This window comes from Streptomyces sp. NPDC055140, assembly GCF_053607285.1.
Genome location: NZ_JBSGTG010000028.1, coordinates 74,795 through 97,137 on the forward strand (window position 1 = coordinate 74,795; position 22,343 = coordinate 97,137).

At 70.6% G+C, this 22,343-nt stretch carries 21 protein-coding genes and 1 pseudogene; 11 read left to right on the top strand and 11 right to left on the bottom strand.

Annotated elements, in window-relative coordinates:
* The first annotated feature begins 10 nt into the window (after positions 1-10).
* Genes ACWFR4_RS37620 through ACWFR4_RS37635 form a run of 4 tightly spaced genes read left to right on the top strand, consistent with a single transcriptional unit; the run spans position 11 to position 4,080 of the window.
* The gene (locus ACWFR4_RS37620; protein WP_453656296.1) at positions 11-766 is read left to right on the top strand and encodes a (Fe-S)-binding protein; all 756 of its coding nucleotides are present in this window, start codon (positions 11-13) and stop codon (positions 764-766) included.
* Positions 763-2,241, top strand: coding sequence for a LutB/LldF family L-lactate oxidation iron-sulfur protein (locus ACWFR4_RS37625; RefSeq protein ID WP_453656297.1), 1,479 nt, complete (start codon positions 763-765; stop codon positions 2,239-2,241). The genes ACWFR4_RS37620 and ACWFR4_RS37625 overlap by 4 nt, the downstream gene beginning before the upstream one ends.
* Positions 2,238-2,894, top strand: coding sequence for a LutC/YkgG family protein (locus ACWFR4_RS37630; RefSeq protein WP_453468036.1), 657 nt, complete (start codon positions 2,238-2,240; stop codon positions 2,892-2,894). The genes ACWFR4_RS37625 and ACWFR4_RS37630 overlap by 4 nt, the downstream gene beginning before the upstream one ends.
* A 22-nt stretch (positions 2,895-2,916) precedes the next feature.
* A complete protein-coding gene (locus ACWFR4_RS37635; protein ID WP_453468038.1) occupies positions 2,917-4,080 on the top strand; it encodes an ABC transporter ATP-binding protein in 1,164 nt (387 codons plus the stop codon).
* Between the two features lie 23 nt (positions 4,081-4,103).
* On the opposite strand, the gene ACWFR4_RS37640 is transcribed toward ACWFR4_RS37635, so the two are convergent.
* The 4 genes from ACWFR4_RS37640 to ACWFR4_RS37655 form a co-directional block, all read right to left on the bottom strand.
* Positions 4,104-5,063, bottom strand: coding sequence for an ABC transporter substrate-binding protein (locus ACWFR4_RS37640; protein ID WP_453468040.1), 960 nt, complete (start codon positions 5,061-5,063; stop codon positions 4,104-4,106).
* The gene (locus ACWFR4_RS37645) at positions 5,063-5,734 is read right to left on the bottom strand and encodes an ABC transporter permease (RefSeq protein ID WP_453468042.1); all 672 of its coding nucleotides are present in this window, start codon (positions 5,732-5,734) and stop codon (positions 5,063-5,065) included. The genes ACWFR4_RS37640 and ACWFR4_RS37645 overlap by 1 nt, the downstream gene beginning before the upstream one ends.
* Complete coding sequence (locus tag ACWFR4_RS37650; RefSeq protein ID WP_453468044.1) at positions 5,731-6,447, bottom strand: ABC transporter permease; 717 nt, start codon at positions 6,445-6,447, stop codon at positions 5,731-5,733. The genes ACWFR4_RS37645 and ACWFR4_RS37650 overlap by 4 nt, the downstream gene beginning before the upstream one ends.
* 85 nt (positions 6,448-6,532) lie before the next feature.
* Positions 6,533-7,240, bottom strand: a complete 708-nt coding sequence (locus ACWFR4_RS37655) for a CDGSH iron-sulfur domain-containing protein (protein ID WP_453468046.1) — start codon at positions 7,238-7,240, stop codon at positions 6,533-6,535.
* Between the two features lie 169 nt (positions 7,241-7,409).
* On the opposite strand from ACWFR4_RS37655, the gene ACWFR4_RS37660 reads away from it, so the two are divergent.
* Positions 7,410-7,544, top strand: a complete 135-nt coding sequence (locus ACWFR4_RS37660; protein ID WP_453656298.1) for a hypothetical protein — start codon at positions 7,410-7,412, stop codon at positions 7,542-7,544.
* A 92-nt stretch (positions 7,545-7,636) separates the two neighbouring features.
* On the opposite strand, the gene tnpA is transcribed toward ACWFR4_RS37660, so the two are convergent.
* On the bottom strand, positions 7,637-8,068 hold the full coding sequence (gene tnpA, locus ACWFR4_RS37665; RefSeq protein WP_453656299.1) for an IS200/IS605 family transposase: 432 nt from the start codon (positions 8,066-8,068) through the stop codon (positions 7,637-7,639).
* Between the two features lie 24 nt (positions 8,069-8,092).
* Here tnpA and ACWFR4_RS37670 point away from each other — a divergent pair, with 24 nt between their 5' ends.
* Together ACWFR4_RS37670 and ACWFR4_RS37675 are read left to right on the top strand one after the other, a co-directional pair.
* Positions 8,093-9,415 (top strand): RNA-guided endonuclease InsQ/TnpB family protein, encoded by a 1,323-nt coding sequence (locus ACWFR4_RS37670; RefSeq protein WP_453656300.1) that lies wholly within the window; start codon positions 8,093-8,095, stop codon positions 9,413-9,415.
* 89 nt (positions 9,416-9,504) lie between these two features.
* A complete protein-coding gene (locus ACWFR4_RS37675) occupies positions 9,505-9,705 on the top strand; it encodes a hypothetical protein (RefSeq protein ID WP_453656301.1) in 201 nt (66 codons plus the stop codon).
* Positions 9,706-9,730: 25 nt separating this feature from the next.
* Here the strand turns inward: ACWFR4_RS37675 and sph are convergent, their stop codons facing one another.
* Both sph and ACWFR4_RS37685 read right to left on the bottom strand, forming a co-directional pair.
* Positions 9,731-10,717 carry a sphingomyelin phosphodiesterase gene (gene sph / locus ACWFR4_RS37680; protein ID WP_453656302.1) on the bottom strand — a complete coding sequence of 329 codons (987 nt, stop codon included), beginning with the start codon at positions 10,715-10,717 and terminating at the stop codon, positions 9,731-9,733.
* 175 nt (positions 10,718-10,892) lie between these two features.
* A complete protein-coding gene (locus ACWFR4_RS37685) occupies positions 10,893-11,435 on the bottom strand; it encodes an FABP family protein (protein ID WP_453656303.1) in 543 nt (180 codons plus the stop codon).
* A gap of 237 nt (positions 11,436-11,672) precedes the next feature.
* Between ACWFR4_RS37685 and ACWFR4_RS37690 the strand changes: the two are divergent.
* Both ACWFR4_RS37690 and ACWFR4_RS37695 read left to right on the top strand, forming a co-directional pair.
* A pseudogene (locus ACWFR4_RS37690) lies at positions 11,673-11,828 on the top strand (hypothetical protein); the annotation flags it as partial.
* 370 nt (positions 11,829-12,198) lie between these two features.
* Positions 12,199-13,686: an arylsulfatase gene (locus ACWFR4_RS37695; protein WP_453656304.1), complete on the top strand. Its 1,488-nt coding sequence runs from the start codon at positions 12,199-12,201 to the stop codon at positions 13,684-13,686.
* A gap of 41 nt (positions 13,687-13,727) precedes the next feature.
* Here ACWFR4_RS37695 and ACWFR4_RS37700 read toward each other — a convergent pair whose 3' ends face one another.
* On the bottom strand, positions 13,728-14,495 hold the full coding sequence (locus ACWFR4_RS37700; protein ID WP_453656305.1) for an SDR family NAD(P)-dependent oxidoreductase: 768 nt from the start codon (positions 14,493-14,495) through the stop codon (positions 13,728-13,730).
* Positions 14,496-14,637: 142 nt separating this feature from the next.
* Between ACWFR4_RS37700 and ACWFR4_RS37705 the strand changes: the two genes are divergently transcribed.
* Both ACWFR4_RS37705 and ACWFR4_RS37710 read left to right on the top strand, forming a co-directional pair.
* The gene (locus ACWFR4_RS37705) at positions 14,638-16,605 is read left to right on the top strand and encodes a hypothetical protein (RefSeq protein ID WP_453656306.1); all 1,968 of its coding nucleotides are present in this window, start codon (positions 14,638-14,640) and stop codon (positions 16,603-16,605) included.
* Between the two features lie 64 nt (positions 16,606-16,669).
* Entirely contained in the window at positions 16,670-17,368 is a 699-nt protein-coding gene (locus ACWFR4_RS37710; RefSeq protein ID WP_453656307.1) for a FadR/GntR family transcriptional regulator, read from the top strand.
* A gap of 22 nt (positions 17,369-17,390) precedes the next feature.
* On the opposite strand, the gene ACWFR4_RS37715 is transcribed toward ACWFR4_RS37710, so the two are convergent.
* The 3 genes from ACWFR4_RS37715 to ACWFR4_RS37725 all read right to left on the bottom strand — a co-directional run bounded on the left by ACWFR4_RS37715 (position 17,391) and on the right by ACWFR4_RS37725 (position 22,230).
* Positions 17,391-19,451: a SpoIIE family protein phosphatase gene (locus ACWFR4_RS37715; RefSeq protein WP_453656308.1), complete on the bottom strand. Its 2,061-nt coding sequence runs from the start codon at positions 19,449-19,451 to the stop codon at positions 17,391-17,393.
* A 182-nt stretch (positions 19,452-19,633) separates the two neighbouring features.
* Complete coding sequence (locus ACWFR4_RS37720; protein ID WP_453656309.1) at positions 19,634-21,211, bottom strand: long-chain-fatty-acid--CoA ligase; 1,578 nt, start codon at positions 21,209-21,211, stop codon at positions 19,634-19,636.
* A gap of 167 nt (positions 21,212-21,378) precedes the next feature.
* Entirely contained in the window at positions 21,379-22,230 is an 852-nt protein-coding gene (locus tag ACWFR4_RS37725; protein ID WP_453656310.1) for an acyl-CoA thioesterase, read from the bottom strand.
* Positions 22,231-22,343 lie beyond the last annotated feature (113 nt).

The window sequence follows — 22,343 nt, forward strand, 5'->3', positions numbered from 1 at the left end:
AGGGGCCGCGATGCGCGTCGCACTGTTCCTGACGTGTGTCAACGACACGCTCTATCCGGACACCGGCCGTGCGGTGGTGAAACTGCTGACCAGACTGGGTGTCGACATCGACTTCCCGATGGGGCAGACGTGTTGCGGGCAGGCGCACTACAACACCGGCTATCGCCATGAGGCGGAGCCGCTCGCCCGGAAGTTCTCCGATGTATTCGGTGAGTACGACGCGATCGTGACGCCGTCGGGGTCGTGCGGGGCGATGGTGCGCGAGCTGTACCCGCGCATGGGCGAGCGGGCCCGCGCGGAGGGCCGGGGCGACGGGCTCGCGGAGACGCTGGCACCGGTGATCCCGAAGACGTACGAGCTGACGGAGTTCCTGCTCGACGTGCTGGGGGTGACGGACGTGGGTGCGTACTACCCGCACACCGTCACCTACCACCCGACGTGCCACGGCCTGCGCTCCCTCGGGCTCGGCGACCGCCCGACTCAACTCCTCAAGGCGGTCAAGGGACTCGACCTCAAGGAGCTGCCGGGTGCGCAGGAGTGCTGCGGCTTCGGCGGCACCTTCGCCGTGAAGAACTCCGATGTCTCGGCGGCCATGGGCACCGACAAGGTCCGCAACGCCGCCTCGACCGGGGCCGACGTCCTGTGCGCGGCGGACAACTCGTGCCTGATGCACCTCGGCGGCACGATGTCCCGCCTGCACACCGCGATGCGCCCCGTCCACATCGCGGAGATCCTGGCGAGCACGGAAGAGGAGCCCCTGTCATGAGCGGCACATTTGTCGGGATGCCGGCCTTCCCGAAGGCGGCCCACGACGCCGTCGGCAACGCGACCCTGCGCGCCAACCTGAAGCACGCCACACACACCATCCGCGACAAGCGGGCCAAGGCCGTCGCGGAGCTCGACGACTGGGCGCTCCTGCGCGAGGCCGGCAAGCAGATCAAGGACCACACCCTCCGCCATCTCGACACCTACCTCGTGCAGTTGGAGGAGGCCGTCACCGCGGCGGGCGGCATCGTCCACTGGGCCGCCGACGCCGACGAGGCCAACCGGATCGTCACCCGCCTGGCCAAGGAGACCGGCGAGTCGGAAGTGGTCAAGGTCAAGTCGATGGCCACCCAGGAGATCGGGCTCAACGAAGCACTCGAAGAAGCCGGGATCGCCGCCTACGAGACCGACCTCGCCGAACTGATCGTGCAGCTCGGCCACGACCGCCCCTCCCACATCCTCGTCCCGGCCATCCACCGCAACCGCGCCGAGATCCGCGACATCTTCGCCAAGGAGATGGGCCAGTGGGGCCGCCCCGCCCCCGAAGGCCTCACCGACACCCCCGCCGAGCTGGCCGAGGCCGCCCGCCTCCACCTGCGCGAGAAGTTCCTGCGCGCCAAGGTCGGCATCTCCGGGGCCAACTTCATGGTCGCCGAGACCGGCACCCTGGTCGTCGTCGAGTCCGAGGGCAACGGCCGCATGTGCCTCACTCTGCCCGAAACGCTGATCTCCGTCGTCGGCATCGAGAAGATCGTCCCCACCTGGCGCGACCTCGAGGTCTTCCTCCAGACACTCCCGCGCTCCTCGACGGCCGAGCGCATGAACCCGTACACCTCGATGTGGACCGGCACCACCGACACCGACGGCCCGCAGACGTTCCACCTCGTCCTGATCGACAACGGCCGCACCGACACCCTCGCCGACGAAGTCGGCCGCCAGGCCCTGCGCTGCATCCGCTGCTCCGCCTGCCTGAACGTATGCCCGGTCTACGAGCGGGCCGGCGGCCACGCATACGGATCCGTCTACCCCGGCCCCATCGGCGCCATCCTCACCCCCCAACTCCGCGGCACCGCAAGCGAGATCGACGCCTCACTCCCCTACGCCTCCAGCCTCTGCGGCGCCTGCTACGAAGTCTGCCCCGTCGCCATCGACATCCCCGAGGTGCTGGTCCACCTGCGCGAGCGGGTCGTACAGGGCGGACCGGCCACCCGGCAGGGCAACAGGGTGGTCCTGAAGCCGGCGAAGGGCCATGCGGCGGAGCGGGCGGCCATGCGCGCCGCCCGCTGGGCGTTCGTCCACCCCGGAGCGCTGCGCGCGGGCCAGCGCGTGGCCTCGCGCACCCGCCGCTTCCATCCCCGTACGCTCCCCGGTCCCGGCCGGGCCTGGAGCGCGACGCGGGATCTGCCGCAGATGCCGGCGGAGCCGTTCAGGGACTGGTGGCAGCGCACGCACGGCAAGAAGGAGAGCGGCAAGTGAGCAGCAGGGACATCATCCTGGGCCGGGTCCGGCGCGCGCTGGGCGAGGCGCCCCGGGGCGATGCACAGGCGTCGTACGAGACGGCCGTGGACCGAGAGTACCGGCGCGAGCACGGCTCCCGGACCACCGAGGAGACCGTCGACCTGCTCGCCGAGAACCTGGCGGACTACCGGGCGATCGTGCACCGCTGCCAGGACGAGGAGGAGCTCCCGTACCTGATCATGAGGCTGCTCGCCGCGCGGGGGCCGCAGTACGTGCTCGTGCCCCCAGGCCTGCCGCCCGAGTGGATGTCCGCTGCCGATCCCACCCGGGTGCACGACCGTGCCGTGAGCACCACGCACGACTTGGACAAGGTGGGGAGCGTGGTCACCGGCTGCGCGGTCGCCGTCGCCGAGACCGGCACCATCGTGCTCGACGGCTCGCCCGACCAGGGCCGCCGTCGCATCACGCTCATCCCCGATCACCACATCTGCGTCGTGCGCGTCCCGGACCAGGTCGTCTCCTCGGTCCCGCAGGCCCTGGAGCGGCTCGACCCGACGCGGCCCCTGACGTGGATCTCCGGTCCGTCCGCCACCAGTGACATCGAACTCGACCGGGTCGAGGGCGTGCACGGCCCGCGCGCCCTGGAGGTGGTGCTGGTGAGCGGGGAGTGACCGTCGCGGTTAGCGTGAGGGAATGATCCGGTTCGACCAAGTCACCAAGCGTTACGCGGACGGCACGACGGCCGTGGACGATCTGTCCTTCGAGGTCGGCGAGGGCGAACTGGTCACCCTGGTCGGCCCGTCGGGCTGCGGGAAGACCACCACGATGATGATGGTCAACCGTCTCATCGAACCCACGTCCGGCCGGATCTTCGTCGACGGCGAGGACATCTCGAACGTCGACCCGGTCAAGCTCCGCCGCCGCATCGGATACGTCATCCAGCAGGTCGGCCTCTTCCCGCACCGCACGATCCTCGACAACACGGCGACCGTGCCCGCGCTGATCGGCTGGAAGAAGTCCAAGGCGCGCGCTCGGGCCGCCGAACTGCTCGACCTGGTCGGACTAGACCCGAAGCTGTACGGCTCCCGCTACCCGGAACAGCTGTCGGGTGGCCAGCGCCAGCGCGTCGGTGTGGCCCGCGCGCTCGCCGCCGACCCGCCGGTGCTCCTGATGGACGAGCCGTTCGGCGCCGTCGACCCGGTGGTCCGCGAGCAGTTGCAGGACGAGTTCCTGCGGATGCAGGCCGCCGTGCGCAAGACGGTTCTCCTGGTCACGCACGACATCGAGGAGGCTGTCAGGCTGGGCGATCGGATCGCGGTGTACGGGCAGGGCCGTATCGAGCAGTTCGACACTCCGGGTGCGGTGCTCGGCACGCCCACGACGCCGTATGTCGCCGAGTTCGTCGGCGCCGACCGTGGTCTGAAGCGGCTCTCCGTGACCGAGATCGAGCCGGACGACCTGGACCAGCCCGCCGTGGCCCGCGCCGGCGAGCCCGCCCGGGAGGCCGCCGCTCGGCTGCGTGACGAGGACGCGCGCTGGGCCGTCGTCCTCGATGCGGACAGCGATCTGCACGGCTGGGTCGGCATCGACGAGTTGTCGCTCGCGGGCGAGGAGGGGCTGGTCGGCGACCTGGCCCACCGCATGAACGCCTGGGTGCCCGTCGGCGCCCCGCTCAAGCAGGCGTTCGGCGTGATGCTTCAGCACGACGCGGGCTGGGTCGCGGTCCTCGACGGCGCCCGCTTCCTCGGCGTGCTGACCCCGGCGAAACTCCACGAGGCGCTGCGTCGGTCGGTGGACGCGGACGCCCAGGGCGTGGCACGGGACGAGGTGAGTTTCGACTCGGTCGCCGACGCGTGACCGATGCACCCCCTCATAAAAGTTCAGGTCTTGAGCAGACCCTTCGACTCCAGGTACGAGCGCGCCACGTCCTGGGGGAGCCTGCGCCAGCTGTCCACCTGCTGGTTCATGGACGCCAGGTCCTGCGTGGTCAGTACGGAGTTCAGCGCGCCGAGGACCTCGGCGACGCGCTCGCTGCCCGCCCGCGCCCGGTTGACCACCGGCACGATGTAGTCGGCGTTCTGCAGATGCCTGTCGTCGGCGAGCAGCACGAGGCCGAAGTCGGACAGGGTCGCGTCGGTCGTCGTGGTGAGCATCATCTGGTCCTTGCCGTCCTGCACCGCTTTCTTCGATTGGGTAGTGCCGACGCCCTTGGGGTCGATGCCGGTGACGTCGATGCCGTACGTCTTCTTCAGGCCCGGCTCGCAGTACGGCCGTTGGACGCATTCGTCGCCCGCAGCGAGGCGTACCTTCAGGCCGGACGCGCCGAGGTCGCTGAGGGTCTTGAGGCGGTGCTGCTTCGCGTAGGCGGTGGTCACGGCGAAGGCGTTCTGGTCGACGGCCTTGCCGGGGTCGAGGACGGTGAGTCCGCGCGGGGCGGCGAGGCCGCGCAGGGCCTTCATGGTGGCGTCGAGATCGGGCGATCCGACGGGCGGGGCCTTGGCGCCGTTCGTCTTGGCGTTGAGCCAGTCGGCGAAGGTCGCCGCGTACTCGGGCACGACATCGATCTGGCCGGATTCCAGGGCGGGTTCGTACAGTTCGCGGTTGGCGACAGAAAGGATCTTGGTGCTGTATCCGGCCTGCTTCAGGAGCAGGGCGTACATCTGGGCGAGCAGGTCGCTCTCGGTGAAGCCGGCCGTGCCGATGGTGAGGTGCTTGCTGTCGCCGGGCGGGGCGGTGACCGCGCCCTGGTTCTCCAGGGAGGGTCCGCCGCCGCAGGCGGCGGCCATGAGGAGCGGCAGGAGTACGGCTGCCGCTGCGGCCCGTCGTCGTAAGGCCGCCATCAGGCCCTCCCCCGGGCCAGGGCGGGCGCGAACCGTTCGGCGAGCTCGAAGACGCCCTCGACGAGCAGGGCAAATACGGCGACGAGGACGGCGCCCGCGACGACCTGCGGGGTGCTCGCCAGGTTGAATCCGGCGGTGATGATCCGGCCGAGGCCGCCGCCTCCCGCGAGGGCCGCGATCGTCGCGGTGGCGACGAGCTGCACCGCGGCGATCCGCACCCCGTTCATGATCATCGGCAGGGCGAGGGGGACCTCGACCTGGAACAGCATCTGCCGTCCCGTCATCCCCATGCCGCGAGCGGCCTGGACGATGTCACGGTCGACGCCGCGCATCCCGACGTAGGCGTTCGTGAGCAGCGGCGGGACCGCGAATAGGACCAGGGCGACGACCGTGGGCCCCTCTCCGAACTTGCCGAGCGGGGTGAGCAGGAGCAGCACGAGGACCGCGAAGGTGGGGACGGCGCGGCCGACGTTGGAGATGTTCACGGCGAGCGCGCCGCCCTTGCCGAGGTGGCCGAGGACGAGCGCGACGGGCAGGGCGATCAGGCAGCTGATGACCAGGCAGACGACGGTGAGGACGAGGTGCTGGGCGAGCCGGTGCCAGATGCCGTCGTCGCCGGACCAGTGCGAGGCGTCGGCGAGCCAGTCCCAGGCGTCGGTGAGGGTCTTCACGCGTGGCTCGCTCTCGTCCAGGGAGTGAGGATCCGCTGCACGCCGAGCAGCAGCAGGTCGGCGGCGACCGCGATGACGACGCACAGCACGGACGCGGTGAGGACCTGGGCCTTGAAGAACGTGTTCATGCCCGCGTAGATGAGGTTGCCGAGGCCGCCGTAGCCGACGATGGCGCCCACCGTGACGAGGGAGACGGCGGAGACCATGGCGATGCGCAGGCCCGCCATCGCGGCCGGCAGGGCGAGGGGCAGCTCCACCGTGAGCAGCAGCCTGATTGGCCCGAATCCCATGCCGCGCGCGGCCTGCCGGGTGTCTTGGGGGACCGCGCGCAGGCCCGCGAGGATGTTCCGCACGAGGAGCGTGAGCGAGTACAGGACGAGCCCTGCGACGACGAGGGACGCGGACAGGCCGTACGCGGGCAGCAGCAGCGAGAACATGGCGAGGGACGGGATCGTGTAGAGGATCGTCGTCAGGGCGAGGACCGGGCCCGACGCGAGGGACCAGCGGCGCGCGACGACGGCCAGCGGCACGGCGAGCACCAGCGCGATCAGGACGGCGAGCGCGGTGAGCTGGAGGTGTTGGACGACCGCGTCGAGGAGGATGTGACGGCGGGTGCTCAGGTACTCGCCGCAGATCCAGTCGTTGCGCGCCAGACAGTCGTCGGGCGGCGCGCTGCCGGGGCTCTGGGTGAGGGGTCCGCTCCATGGGGGCACTCGTCCATTGCAGTGGCAGGCGCGGACGACGGCGCGCTGGATGACCCGTACGGCGTACGGCCTTCGGTACCGGAGCGCGGTGAGGTCAGGTGTCCTTGAAGCCGATCGACGCGTGGGTGCCGTCGCAGAACGGCTTGTTGCGCGAGGCTCCGCAGCGGCACAGGGTCACGCGGTTGCGGACCTCGTACGGCGTGCCGTCGGCGGCGGTCACCGGAATGCCGCCGCGCACCCAGATCCCTCCGCTGACGCCCTCCTGCGGGTCGTCGATGATGCCGATGGACGGCGGGAGTTCGGGCTCGACGGGGCGCCGCTCGGCGGGGTTCCAGGCGACGAGGCGCCCTGAGGGACAGTCGCCCGTCTCCCGTTCCACCACGTCGGCGGTGCCCTTCTCCTCGACGAGGTTCCACACCTGCCCGTCCGCGTCGCAGAACCGCGCGAAGGCGCACAGGGGCTGGGCGTCGGTGAGGGTGAGCTCGGGTCCGTCCTGCTCGTCGGCCTGTTCCAGATAGGGCAGCCGACTCGCGGTCTCGGTGCCGTCGAACCCGACACGCTCATGACTGCGGTCGCAGAACGGCTTGTTCGCGGACTGCCCGCAGCGGCACAGCTCGTACGTCTCCTCGGTGTCGTACGTGCGCTGCTGCCACCACTCGACGGACTGGCCCCGCGCGTCGGTGACGATGACCAGCCGGGTGAGGGGGACTCCGCCGGTGACGAGGTACGGCCCGTTCTCCGAGACGCGTACGCCCCGCGCCGAGGCGGAGTGCGGCGGGGCGGAGTCCTTCGCGTCCGGCATGAGGGGCCCTTCCTGATCCGTGCGGCGGCCCCCTCTTCCAGCCTCGCGGAGGGGGTCGCCGGGCGCCACAGGAGAGGGCCCGCGCTCGTGGCCGCGCGCCTGTGTCGAGCCCTGTCGCGGCGTCCCCGTAGGATTCACGCCTTGCACCGGACACCAGCCCAGGGGGACCGTGAGCGGCGGCTCGCAGAGCACACGGGAGCGGACGGGGTCAGGGCACGGCCTCGGCGGCAGGAACCGGCCCGCGAAGGTGAGCATCTCCTTCGCGGGCTTCGGCGTCGCGTCGCTCGCCAACTTCTACCTTTGATCTTGGCCAGTGCTCTGCCTTCAGAGCGGGGGGTGAAGGCCATCTCAGAGCTGCTGTGCCCGTACTGTTCGTTCGGGTCCGCAGTGTTGTCCTCAGACCACGGGACGCTGCTGTTTTTCGATGTACTGCTTGACGATGGTCAGTGGTGCTCCGCCGCAGGATCCGGTGAAGTAGGAGCCGGACCATAAGTGTCCGCCCCACAGGTAACGGTGGACGTGCGTGCTGTACTCCTGGCGGAGCTTGCGGGAGGAGACGCTCTTGAGGGAGTTGACCAGTTTGGGGAGCTGGACTTTCGGCGGGTAGGGCACGAGCAGGTGTACATGGTCGTGCTCGCCGTTGAACTGCTTGAGTTCGGCCTCGAAGTCCCTGCAGACCGCGCGCATGATCTCCTCAGCGCGCGTCAGCATGGCATCGGTGAATGCGTTGCGCCGGTACTTGGTGACAAAAATCAAGTGGACGTGCAGGTTGTAGACGACGCGGCGACCAAAACGCACCTCGGGATTTTGGTTCCCTCTCGGCGACATGGGGTCCAACGTTATGGTGACCATGTGACTACGGAACGTGCGGAAGTTAAGCGGCAGTTCGGGCATCGTGCCCGGCTGGCGCTGACGCCTGCACAGGTCCGGCTCATGGACGACCAGGCGCACGCGGCCCGCACCATGTGGAACTGCCTGCACGACTGGTGGACGATGCTCCCCAAGGACAAGCGTTCCCTGGCCGCCGCCGATGCAGCGATCCGCCAGGCCCGCAGGGAGATCGACTGGCTCGGAGTGCTCCCCGCCCAGGCCGGGCAGGCAGTGCTGAAAACATACGTCCAGGCGTGGAAGAACTGCTGGGACCGGCGGGCGGACGAGCCGAACTTCAAAGCCCGTTTGCGCACCGTCATGTCCGTCGACATCCCGCAGGGCCGCGATCTCCAGATCAAGCGGGTGCACCGCCGATGGGGCATGGTCAACATCCCCAAGGCCGGACGTGTCCGCTTCCGCTGGACCATGGATCTCCCGGTCGGCAAGCTCGCCAACAGGGAGAATCGGATCACCGGGGCGCGGTTGGTCAAAGACGGACTCGGATGGCATATCGCCTTCCGCGTCCAGACTCTGGAATCAAAGCCTGAGCCGCACATCGGCCCTGAGATCGGCATCGACGCCGGGGTCAACCTTCCCCTTGCCCTGTCCGATGGCAACCATCAAGATCACGGACGACCCGCCCGGCTCCCAGATGGCACCGCCGACCGGGACAAGTGGCTGAACCCGGAGGAAAAGGCCAAGCTGCTCCGCCTCGAACAACGGGCCGCGCACCGCAAGTCCTTCCGCAAGCCGAAGGAGCGCAGCTCCAACCGGCTGAACCGCACCTACGACCAGATCAAGCAGCTCCGCGCAAGAGCCACGCGCCGAGTCGTTGACTGGCAGCACAAGACCACAACGAACCTCGCCCGCACCTACGGCACGGTCGTGGTCGAACAACTCACCATCACGAACATGGTCAAGTCGGCCAAGGGCACCATCGAGAAACCCGGGACGAACGTCGCGCAGAAGTCCGGCCTGAACCGCTCCATCAGCCAAGAGGCATGGGGCCGCACCGTGGCGATGCTGACGTACAAGACCGGCCGCTATGGCAGCACCCTGCACAAAGTTCCCGCCCCTGGCACCTCCCTGCGCTGTTCAGCCTGTGGGTTGACCACAGCGGGCAGCCGGGAGGACCAGGCCACGTTCGTGTGCAAGAACCCAGACTGCGGCTGGTCCGGCAACGCCGACTGGAACGCGGCCAGAAACATCTTGCACCTGTACCGGATCGGCCTCGTGGCGATCCCGGCTGCCGGGAGGGCAGTCGTCAGGCGCACCCGTGGCGCCAAGCCCGCCGCCGCAAGGTAGGTGGGAATCTCCTCCCTGAGCTTGCGAAGGGAGGAGAGCACTTCAAACCGGCATCGCCTGGCTGAACCAACCCCGGCATCTTTGTCGGCATGGCCGTGTTGAGCGCCCTGATCGCCGTCCCGGCCGGCCACGTCGGCCGCTTCCGCGGGCGCCACTTCGACGGCGAGGGGCGCGGGACGGCGCTCCTCGGCATCGTGGTCGGCTGGCTGCTGCTGTTCGTGTGCGCCCTGGCCGTGCTGGCCTACATCGGCCTGGTCGCGGGTCTGGCGTTCCTCGCGGACGCGTTCTGACCCTGCTCCCGGCGCCGGGCGCGGGTCACTGGCGTCCTGCCTGGAGGGGGTAGTGGTCCGACAGGTTGGTGTACGTGTAGCTCGTGCCCCAACTGCTCACGGTCCAGGGCGCAGTGGTCTCCTTGACCACGTTGTTGACCCATCCCGTCGGCCGCGCGTGGCCCTGGACGTGCAGGACGTAGTCCAGGTCCTCCTTGGGTTCGCCCGGGTAGCGGTAGCTCGCGATCGAGTTCGTCTCGGTGTCGAACGAGTACGGGTGCCCGGTCCGCGAGTCGGCCCCGACGAATCCGCCGTCGGCGAGCATGGAGGCGTACTCCCCGCCGTGCGAGTCGACGTTGAGGTCGCCCGCCACCATGACCTGCTCGCCGGCCGGGATGTGCTTGGCGTCCAGGAACGACTTGACGGCCTTGAACTGGAGGCTGCGGTCCTTGACCGCCTCACCCGCCCCGCACCCGGAGTCGGTGGACTGGGTGTGCGTCCCGACCACGTGCACCTTCGCGCCGTTCACGTCGAGGACGGCGTAGACGAAGCCCTTGTTGGACCACCAGTCGGAGCCGCACGCGTCCTTGTAGACGTACTGCTCCTTGTGCACGATCGGCCACTTGCTGAGCAGCGTCACGCCTCCGTCCTCGGGCGTCGTCGACGAGTAGGAGCCGCCGGTGGCGTCCCAGCCGTCCTTGGACCGCCCCACGACGGGGGTCTGGTAGGGGTACTGCGCCGCCGCGTTGCTCTTCAGCGCGTCCGACGTGGTGTTGTCGAACGCCTCCTGGAGCACGACGACGTCGTTGCCCTGGAAGAACGGCGCGGCCGGGATGGCCGCCGCCCGGTGCGCCTGGCCCCAGTTGGGGTAGAGATTGGTACTCATCAGGAACGTGTTGTACGTCAGGACCTTGAGCCTGGGCGTGTCGGCGGATGCCGCCGCCGACGCCTGCGGGGCGGTCAGGACCGCGGAGGCGGCGGCGAGGGTGACGGCGAGGGCGGAACCGGTCGTGCGGCGGGCAACGCGGGACACGTGGCCTCCCGTTTCTTGTGGGGATGCTGTGAGGGACGTGAGCACGCCACATCAAAGCAGCCGCAGTTACTTCCGGGTAACCACCGGGTGGCCACTTTCTGCCGATCCCTTCATCTGAATGCCCTTGCCCGAAGTCCCTTGTCGGCGGCGGACGTTGACCCTAGAGGACCGTGAGCTAGGCCTCGCGCCGCAGCCGTGCCGACAGGTGGTGCTGGAGCGGCATGCCGACGGCTTCGAGGTCGTGGGTGAACGTGAGCGTGCCGTCCTCGGCCAGCGCGTAGCGGCGGCGCGTGGCCTTGACCTCCTTGGCGGTGGGGGTGAGCGCCACCTGGTCGGTGGCGAGGTCGACCGTGTTGCCGTCCGCGGTACCGACGGCGATCTCCGCGATGCCGGTCGGCTGCGTGATCAGCGCCTCCACCCGGCCCTCGGGCTGGAGCCGCCACCACCCGCTCTCCCGGGCCGACGGCCGCAGCGGCGCACCGTCGGCGTCGAGCAGCCAGGCCCGGGTCTCGAAGCGGAGGAACGGCCGGCCGTCGTGGCTGAAGACGACCTCCTGCCCGTACGTGAAGTCCCCCTCGAGCGTGGGGTATCCGCCCTGTCCGCGGCCGCGCCAGGTGCCGAGGAGGCCCAGCACGGGCGCCAGCAGCGGGTGCGGGGCAGGGGCCTCCTTTGGGCTGGTGCTGTCGGGGTACGGGTGGGCCGGTGCGGGGTCGTACACGGTGCGCGCTCCTGAGGTCGTGGCCTGTGCCTCGTGAAGCCTAGGGCGTCCCCCCGGGTGAGGCCCGGACCCGTCCATCGGACGTTTGTCGTCGACGTGTTTGATCTTCTGACGCACACGGAACGGGGGGAAGGACGCGTGCTCGACGAGACGGCTTTCCGGAGTGAGGAAGTGCCGGCGGCGAACCGTCTGGCGTACTGGGCGGAGGGGTTGGGGCAGACCCACGCGCCGGTGCGGATGACCAGCGATCGCGCCCATGATTTCCGGGCCACCCAGCGGGTCCTCGACCTCGGTGCCGTGTCCGTGTGGCCGGCCACGTTCCAGCAGCTGGCCATCCAGCGCGCGCCTCGGCTCATCCGCCGCTCCGACCCGGAGCTGTTCCACCTCTCGCTGCTGGTGGGCGGGACGGGGACCGGCAGCTGGGACGGCCAGGAGGCCGTGTACCGGCCGTCCGGCCTGCGCTCCTCCCCCGTCCACGCCGTCGCGGCCCGCTGGGGCTTCCCCCGCGCGGCCGAGTTCAGCCGCGCGTCCGCACGGCGTACGACATCACGCCGACGGAGTACCGGTGCCGGGCCGCCGCCGCGGACACGTCGCCACGCTGCTGAGCGGGCCATGGCTCCTTGTCGCCAAGTCGACTGTGCCCCGCTCGGCCCAATCGCCCGCGCACCCTGTTCGAGTCGGCCGGCTCCAGGCATGATCGTCACCGTCGCCCACCCGTCGGCGGTGACCGGGGCCGACGGGATTCCCGGACCCGGAGCCCCTCTTGCGCCAGCCCAATGTCGTACTGATCTGTGTGGACCAGTGGAGAGGCGACTGCCTCTCCGCCGCGGGCCACCCCGACGTCCACACCCCTCACCTGGACGAACTCGCGGGCGAAGGCGTGCGTTTCGACCGCGCCTACTCCGCGACGCCGACCTGTGTCCCCGCCCGCGTGGCCCTCTTCACCGGCCAGTCGCAGGAGCGGCACGGCAGGGTCGGCTATCGCGAGGGGGTGCCCTTCGAGGAGGTCCACCCGGTGACGCTGCCCGGCGAGTTCCGGCGCGGCGGCTACCAGACGCAGGCCGTCGGCAAGATGCACGTCTTCCCGGAGCGCGCCCGCCTCGGCTTCGACGACGTACGGCTGCACGACGGCTATCTGCACTACGCGCGCAGGCGTCACAGCCGTAACTTCGAGTTCTTCGACGACTACGTGCCCTGGCTGCGCCGCCAGCCGGGGATGACGCCGGCCGCCGACTACGCGGACCACGGCGTCAGCTGCAACTCCATCGTCGCGCGCCCCTGGGACAAGCCCGAGGCGCTCCATCCGACGACGTGGGCGGTGACCGAGGCGATCGAGTGGCTGCCGCGCCGGGACCCCACCAAGCCGTTCTTCCTCTACCTGTCGTTCCACCGGCCGCACCATCCGTACGACCCGCCCGAGTGGGCCTTCGACCAGTACATGGCGCTCGACCCGTACGAACCCGTGGTCGGTGACTGGGTCGACGACTATGCGCCGTACCGCAAGGACGGCTACCACGAGGCCGCCGTCGGCGTGATCGATCCGCGTCTGGTCCACCGGGCGCGGGCGGGCTACTACGGGCACATGGCGCATATCGACCTGCAGATCAAGCGGTTTCGCGAGGCGCTGGTCGAGGCGGGTCTCGGTGACGACACGATGTTCTGCTTCGTGTCGGACCACGGCGAGATGATGGGCGATCACCACATGTTCCGTAAGGCACTCGGATTCGAGGGATCGGCGCGGGTTCCGATCCTGATGAACCTCGCGCCGTCGATGCGGGGCGACGCGGGCGGTTCGGTGGCCGACGAGGTCGTGGAACTGCGCGACGTGATGCCTACGCTGCTGGAGGCGGCGGGACTACCGGTGCCGGACAGTGTCGACGGGCGCAGCCTGCTGCCGTTCCTGCGCGGTGAACGCCCGGACGACTGGCGGGAGTATCTGCACGGCGAGCACACCTATCTGGGGCAGTCGCTGCAGTGGGTGACCGACGGGCGGCACAAGTATCTGTGGATGTCGGGCGACGGGCACGAGCAGCTCTTCGATCTCGCCGAGGACCCCAAGGAGCTGATGAACCTGGCGCGGCGGCCCGAGCACGCCGCGCTGCTGGAGCGCTGGCGCGGACGGCTGATCGACGCGCTGCGCGATCGCGAGGAGGGCTTCGTGGAGGGCGGCGAACTGGTGACGGGCCGGCCTGTGGTCACCGAGCTGCGGCACACCCGGGAGCGCATCGCCGCCGCGACCGGGGTCGGCTGATCCCCGGCCGACCGATTACGGCGGCTCCCCCGTAGCGGAGATCAGGCGAACCGCACTCCGAGCCCGCCGTCCACGGCCCACTCCGCCCCGGTGACGAAGGACGCCGCGTCGGACGCGAGGAAGCAGACCACTTCGGCGACCTCCTCGGGGGTGCCGATGCGGCCCAGCGGATGGACGTCGAGCGTCTTGCGCTCGGCGTCCCGGTCCGGGTTCTGGTCGAAGTACTCGTCGACCAGGGCCGTCCTGATGTAACCGGGGCTGACCGCGTTGACCCGTACACCGTGAGGCGCGACCTCCAGGGCCATCGAGCGGGTCAGCCCGACGAGACCGGACTTGGCCGCCGCGTACGGGTACATGCCGGCGCAGGTCAGCTTCGCGTGCAGGGACGCGATGTTCACGATCGCCCCGCCGCCCCGCTCGATCATCGACGGCAGGGTGTGCTTCGCGCACAGGAAGGCCGCCTTCAGGTCGACGTCGAAGACCTGGTCCCACTCGGCCTCGGTCATCGCGACCGGGTCGGCGTAGACGTTGCGCCCGGCGTTGTTGACCAGGATGTCGACCGGTCCGAGCGCGGCGGCCACGTCGTTCACGGCGTCGGCGACCGACTGCCCGTCCGTGACGTCGACCCGGCGGAAGGCCACGTGGGCGCCCTTGCCGGTGAGTTCGTCGCGCAGCGCCGCTCCGGCCTCCTCATCCAGGTCGAGGAACGCCACGGCCGCGTCCTCGCGCACGGCCGTCTCGACGACCGCCCGGCCGATGCCGCGCGCCCCGCCCGTCACCAGGACCACCCGGTCCGCCAACCGCCCCATCGCCACTCCTCGTTCGCTCCGCTCGCCCGGACGCTCACCCGGCTCTTGAACAACCCTTGACAGCTTAGCTGCTAAGTGGCGACGCTAGGTGTCGCCCCGCGCCGCGCCCCCGGCCGGGCCCCGAGACCGAAGGTGCGAACGAGTGACCTCACGCTATGTGCTCCGCCTCCAGGTGGATCCTGCCGACGATCCGACGCAGGCCGGCGACAGGCTGCTGGCCCTGGCGCGGGCGGCGCGGGCCGAGGAGATCTGCGTATTCCTCTTCGGCCTGGAGTTCAACGACGGCCACGAGAGCCTCGAGCGCGTCGCGCACTGGCTTGCGGCCACGCGGCCGTGGCGCACCCGGCTCCGCGCCGAAGGCGTCGCCGTGAGCCTCAACCCCGGCCACACCGTGGGCCACAGCGACTGGGCGCGCTCCCTCGAGCCCGGCCAGACGTGGCAGACGATGACCGACCAGCACGGGACGGCCGCCGCCGTGCAGGTGTGCCCGCTGGACCCGGCCTGGCGCGCGTACTTCGCGCAGACCCTGCGTCTCTACGCCGCCGAGGACGTCGACACGGTGTGGATCGAGGACGACATCCGGCTGCACAACCACCGCCCGCTCGACTGGGGCGGCTGCTTCTGCCCGCTCCACCTGGCCGAGTTCGCCCGCCGCACCGGGATCACGACGACGCGGGAGGAACTGGTCGCGGCCTGCACCGCGCCCGGCGACCCGCATCCCTGGCGGGAGCGGTGGCTCGGCTTCTGGGACACCACCCAACGCGAACTCCTCGCGTCCTGGCGGGAGATACTCGGGGACCGGCTCGGCCTCATGTCCTCGCGCACGGACTCGCACGCCGCCGAGGGCCGCGACTGGCAGGCCTGGCTCGACCTCCCCACCGTGCACCGCCCGCACTTCTGGGGCTACACCGACGGCGCCGGACCCGAACTGCCGCGCGCCATCCAGCAGTTGGACATGCAGCGCGCGGTACAGCCCGCAGGTCTGCGCAGCTTCCCCGAGATCGAGTGCTGGCCCTACGGACAATGGAACAAGTCCTTCCGCCAGACCGGCGCGCAGATGTCCCTGGCCCACATCCTCGGCAGCGACGGCCTCGCGATCAGCCTCTACGACTTCCTCGGCAACCACCCCGACGACGAACCCCGCCGCGCCGCCTTCCTCGCCGAGTGGCGGGACACCTTCGACTGGCTGTCGCAGACGTTCCCGAAGTCCTTCCGCACGGTCGGCGTCGGGCTGCCCTGGTCGGAGCGGACCGGCCGGCGCACCCACACGGAGCGCGCGGGCTGGCAGTCGCTCGTCGTCCCGCACGGCTCATGGGCCGGACTGCTCGGCGCCGCGGGCCATGCCGTCACCGCCCGGGGCGGAGCGAGCGTCAACGCCCTTTCGGGGGAAGCGACTTGGGCATTCGATGACGCCGAACTGCGCGAGTGGCTCAGCCAGGGGCTCCTGCTCGACTCGATGGCGGCCCGGATCCTCTTCGACCGCGGCTACGGCCCGCTGATCGGCGTGACCGGGGCGCGGCAGTCCCCCGAGGGCCACGCCCGCGAGATCTGCACCGACCCCGAGTTCTCCCTGCGCCCCGGCTGCGCGATCTCCCTGGACGCCGAGAGCTACGACCGCTCCACCGTGGTCGCGTTCGAACCGGCGCCGGACGCGCGCGTCGCAAGCATCGTCCGCGACCAGCTCGACCGCGAGAGGGGCAGCGGACTCGTACTGTACGAGAACGCGCTGGGCGGCCGGGTCGCCGTCACGCCCTGGCCCGCGCACACCCCCGGCATGACCTTGATGAACGCACAGCGCGAGGCCCAGTTGGGCGCCGTACTCGACTGGCTGTCGCGGGGTGCGCACGCGCGGGCCACAGGGCATCCGTGGCTCGTCACACAGGCGTTGACCGACGGCACGGACTGGCGCGTCGTGGTGTGGAACGCGTCGCCGGACGAGGCCGACGCCTTCCGGCTCCGGCTGCCGCAGGGCATGCCGGAACCGCGCTCGGTGGTCCAGGTGACGGCCCGGGGCGAACGCCTCACCGCGGCCTGGCGCGACGGCCGCCCACTGCTGGCGCGCCCGCTCGGGCAGTGGGAGTACGTGGTGCTGAGCAGCTCACACGCCTGATTCCCGCCGTGACGCCGACGGTACGCTGGGGCCCGTCCGGCACGTCCCCCGAAGGAGTTCCCACGTGGCAGTGCGCCGCACCACGCTGTTCGATCAGGTCGCCGGCGAGATCGTCGATTTGATCGAGGAGTCGGGGCTCAGGCCCGGCGACGACGTGCCGTCGGAGGGCGAACTCGCGGCCAGGTTCGGAGTCAACCGGCTCGCGGTGCGCGAGGCGATCCGGGTGCTGTCCGCCCGCGAGATCCTCGTGTCGAGCCAGGGCCGGCCGGCCAGGGTCAACGTCCCCTCGGCGCGGGTGTTCGGGCAGATCCTCCAATTCCGGCTGCGCCAGCAGTCGTTGGAGGTCGCCGACGTCCTGGACGCGCGCGGCGCGATCGAGGGAGCGCTGGCATCCCGTGCGGCGGCCCGGGTCGCGTCCGGCGAGGCCTCGACGGACGCGGCCGGCGCCCTGCTCGACGAGATGGAGGACGCCGTCGAGGACCGCGACCGCTTCGTGGCCCTCGACCTCGCCTTCCACCACGAGATCGCCCGCATGGCCGGGAACGGCATGCTGGAACTCGTCCTGGAATCGCTCTCGGACATCCTCACCGCACACCGGCTCGCCAGCTACGAGGGGCGGTCCCGCCGGGGCGACAGCCAGCGGGCGACGATCACGGCCCACCGGCGGATCCTGGCCGCCATCGCATCGGGCGCACCGCAGGAAGCGGTCGCCGCCATGGCGGCCCACCTCGACGAGACCGGCGAGGATCTCGCCGTGTCCTAGGAACGGCCGGACACCTCGCGTCTCACGTACCGCCGGATGGCTCCGCCTCCGCGAACTCGCACCACACCGCCTTCCCTTCACCCCGCGGTTCGACACCCCAGCAGTCCGCGACCGCGTCGACCATCAGCAGCCCGCGCCCCGATGTCGCGGCCTCACCCGGTGTGCGGCGGCGCGGAAAGACGCTCGACCGGTCCTTGACCCAGAGCCGTACGCGCCGCACCGGCCCCGGCAGCACTTCGAGTGTGATGACGGCGCCGCCCTCCGTGTGCAGGAGCGCGTTCACCATCAGCTCACCGGCGGCGACCTCCACATCGTCGGCGACCGCGGCGAATCCCCAGTCCTCCAGGGCCGTTTGCAGCGCTGTGCGGGTCTCGGCGAGACCTTGGGGGTCCGCAGGGTGGAGGTACTGGTGGATGCGCGGCGCGAGCGGGGTACCCGGGTCGATGTCCCTGCACAGGACGAGCAGCGCCACGTCGTCGGCGGTCGGCCTGATCTGCGACACCCGCTCCGACAGATGCTCGGCGATGGCGCGCGCCTGGACGGGCCCGTCGCGCACCGCTTCGGTCAGGGCATTCACGCCTGCCCCGATGTCACCCCCCGGATGCTCGAGGAGGCCGTCGGTGAACAGGACGAACGCCTCGCCGGGCAGCAGGTCGAGCCGCGTCTCGGGGTACTCCTCCTGCTCGAACTCCGTGGCCAGGCCCAGCGGGAGCCCGCCGCGCACCGGCGGGGTGCTGACGCGGCCGTCCGCATGCCGGAGCACCGGTTCCATGTGGCCTGCCCTGATGGCCCGTACGTCTCCGGTGGCGGGGTCGACCTGGGCGTACGTGCAGGTGGCGAAGCGTTCGGTGTCGAGCTCGGCGAGGAAGCGCGAGGCACGCGCGATGACCGTGGACGGCGGGTGGCCCTCGCCCGCGAACGCGCGCAGCGCGATGCGCAACTGGCCCATGACGGCGGCGGCCTGGGTGTCGTGCCCCTCGACGTCACCGACGACTATCCCGATCCTGCGTCGGGGCAGCGGAATCACGTCGTACCAGTCGCCGCCCACCTGCCGGCCGCTGCCCGCGGCGTGATAGCGGGCCGCGATCTCGACGCCCGGGAACTCGGGGATGTGCTGGGGCAGCATGGTCGACTGGAGGCCCGTCGCGAAGTCGCGTTCGCTGTCGAAGAGGATGGCCCGCTGGAGGGACTGGGCGACGATACCCGCGAGTCCGAGGTACAGGTCGCGGTCCTCGGCCGTGAACTCCTCGCGCCCCTGGAACAACAGCGCGAGGCCTCCGACGGAGCGGGCCTGGGCGACCAGCGGCAGGAACGCGGCGGCGTCCAGCTCAAGGCGTTTCACGTACGGGCCGAGGCGCGGGAAGGTGTCGGCGAGTTCGCGCAGGGAGGTCACGAAGCGCGGGCGCTGGGTGAACACCGCCTCGGCGAGGGGCAGCGACTCGTCGAGGCGGTGCAGCTTGAGTTCGTCGAGCTCGGACGTCGACTCGCCTTCCAGGGCGACGAGTTGGAGAGCGTCGCCCTCGACGAGGCCGAGGACGAGCCCGTCGGCCCCGAAGCGTTCGAGCCCGCCCTCGCCGGTCAGGACGGCGGTCACGTCGGCCACCGTCATGGCGCGGGACAGGGCGTCGGCGGTGCCCTGGAGGACGGTGGTCATCCGCTGCCACCCCGCGAGCTGTACGGGGCTGGTCATGGCGAGCTGGGCGCGGTCCGCGTCGGCGTCGCGCACGATGCCGACCACGTGCTGGGGGGTGCCGTGCTCATCCCTGAGGACCCGGCCCCGCAAATGGGTCCACTGCTCCCGGCCGTCGCGGCGCCGGACACGGAAGTAGGCACCGTAAGAGGAGCGTCCCGCGTGGATCGCCGACATCGCGGCGGCGCCCATCCGGGCCCCCTCCTCGGGCGCGACGCGCGACAGCAGGGACTCGGGCCGGCCGTCGTACTCGTCGGGCCCGAGGTCGTACACGGCGAGGCCCGCCGCGTCGAGCTCGAAGGTCCCCTCCGACAGGTCCCAGTCGAAGGTGCCCACGCGGTTCAGGGCAAGGCGCTCCCCCAGGCCGATCTCCGCCCTGCGCCTTCCTGCCATGCGTTCGCTCCGGAGGGGTGAGCCGGGACCCCGATCAGCCGGCCGGACCGGTCGCCTCCCGCGCTCCGTCCAGCCCCGTGCCGTCAACGACGGGAACTCTCCGAGCATAGCTTTGGGGCCTTTGTCACGCATTTCCGGGCCGGGTCCCACAGGCCCGCCCCATCCACTGGCTTAACGGTCGTTCAATCGGTGCGATGGGCGAGTTCCTGGCGCAGGACCCGCTTGAGGATCTTTCCGCTGGGGTTGCGGGGCAGCTCCTCCACGAAATGGACGATCCGCGGCTTCTTGTACGAGGCGATGCGCTCGCGCGTGAAGTCGATGAGGTCCTGTGCCGTGACCCCGTCCGTTCCGGGCCGCAGCACCACGGCGGCGGTGACGGCCTCGCCCCACTTCTCGTCGGGGGTGCCGAAGACGGCGACGTCCAGGACCGCCGGGTGCTCGGCGAGCACGGACTCGACCTCGATCGGGTACACGTTCTCACCGCCCGTGATCACCATGTCCTTCATCCGGTCGGTGATGAACAGATAGCCGTCCTTGTCGAGATAGCCCGCGTCGCCGGTCCTGAGCCAGCCGTCGGCGGTGAACAGCGCCTCGTTCTCCCGCGGCCGCTTCCAGTAGCCCGGGGTGACCTGGTGGGAGCGGGTGAGGATCTCACCCACCACTCCCGGCGCCACACGATCGCCGGTGACCGGGTCGGCGATGGCCACCTCGACTCCGGGCCACACGGTGCCCGCCGAACGCAGGAGCGCGGAGCGCGGTCCGTCCACGACGTGGTCCTCGGGCAGCAGCCGCACGGCGGAGCCGGTCGTCTCGGTCAGGCCGTATTTCTGGTAGAAGCCGCAGCCGAAGATCTCCATGGAGCGGCGCAGCAGGGCGGGGGTGATGGGCGAGGCGCCATAGACGATCAACTGGAGCGCGGAGAAGTCGCGTTCGTGGATGTCGGGCAGCGTCGTGAAGAGGTGGAGTATGGCGGGCACGAAGAACGCGTGCGTGACCCGGTGGACCTCCATGAGCTCGACCACGGCGGACGGCACGAGGTCGGGCACCAGCACCGTGTGGGCGCCCGCGGCGAGCGCGTTCACGAGCCAGCCCGTACCGGCGATGTGGAAGACGGGCATGACGTTCAGGGAGACGGACGCGGTCGTCCAGCCCATCTCGCGCAGCTGGGCTTCGCCCGCGCTGCAGTTGTCCAGCGTGAGCTGGACGCCCTTGGGCAGCCCGGTGGTACCGGAGGTGTACAGCTGGAGGAAGACCGCGTCCTCGCTCCCGGCACCCGGATCGGCGTCACCCGCCGCGGCCAGCCACTTCTCGTACGTGTGCTCACCCGAGTCCGCCCCGCTCCCGGTGACGAGGGTGATGCCGGGCAGCGCGGCACGCACGGCACGCGCTCCGGGCAGGAATTCGGTCTGGGTGAGGACGATTCCGAGTTCGGCGTCCTGGGCGACCGCGACGAGTTCGGGCTCGGCAAGGCGCCAGTTCAGCGGGGTGGCGACGAACCCCGCCTTGGCGCAGCCCATCAGGAGTTCGGCCGAGAGGACTCCGGGGCGGACGAGGTAGCCGACGTGCGCACCCTGGGGCAGGCCCGCGGCGAGGAGGGCCTGCGCGACACGGTTGCCGCGCCGGTCGAGCTCGGCGTAGGTCAGCGTCCGGGAACCTTCTGTCACGGCGGGGGCGCCAGGGGTGAGCGCGGCGTGCTGTCGTACGGCGTCGGGCAGGAACGGGCCCATGCGGGAGTCCTCCATCGGCGTCGGCTTCGGCAAGTGGTCGCAGGACAGGCGCGGACCGTGAGCATCGCGGCCCCGCAGCACGGCGTCAATGCGTTGAACACACGCAAGCGGGCGCCGGCTCGTGACGGCCTACTTGGGGCTCTGCGCATCGAGCCGTCGAAGCGGCAGCTGTAGGCACTCGCCGGTGAAGCGGGCCAGGGCTACGCCCCCGTCCGCAGCAGCGCCTCCTGGACCACCGACGCGACTAGCCGCCCGTCCCGGTCCCAGAACTCGCCGTACGCCAGGGTGCGCCCGTCGCCCGCGAGGCGGCTGCGGCAGGCGTACAGGAGCCACTCGTCGGCACGGAACGGGCGGTGGAACCACATGGCGTGGTCCAGCGAGGCGAGGACGACACCGACCGGCCGCGGTTCGCCGTACGGCACGAGGGCCGTGGGGGCGAGCGGCGCGTCGGAGATGTACGCGAGGGCGCAGGCATGCAGCGCGGGGTCGTCGGGGAGCGCGCCGACCGTGCGGAACCAGGCGAAGCGTTCGATCTGACCCTCGCCCGGGCCGACAGCGTCCGGGACCTGCCGGCACTCCACCGCCGTACGCAGCGGATGCGTCGCCGGACGGAACGCGAAGCCGTCGTCGAGGCCTTCGGGGCCCGGGACGTCCGGCATACCGGGCTGGCGCCAACTCCCTTCCGGCTGAGGCAATTTGAAGGAAACGCTCATCGTGAGCGCCTCCTTGCCGCCCTGCGTGGCGGTCACCTGGCGCACGGAGTAGCTGCGTCCGTCCCGGACCACGTCCGACGCGTACCTCGTAGGGCGTTCGGGTGTGACGGCGCGCAGGAAGTAGGCGTGCAGGGAGTGCACGGAGCGGTCGTCCTCGACGGTGCGGTACGCCGCGGCCAGGGCCTGGCCCACGACCGCTCCTCCATAGGCGCGCTCCTGCGCGCGGCCGCCATGGCAGTACCCCTCGAAGACGCCCGACCCGGCGTCCTCCAGGGCAAGGCGCTCCCCCTTGCCCAGGGGGCCGAAGGGCTGCGCCTGGTCCAGAACACTGTTGATCATTCGTTAAGTGTGCAAGCCACGCACCTGCCTGTCCACCCTCCGTGATCAACACAGCCGCCACCTCCCGACAGGGACGTGGCGAGCAGCGTGCCAGGACTGGCCGGACTCGTCGG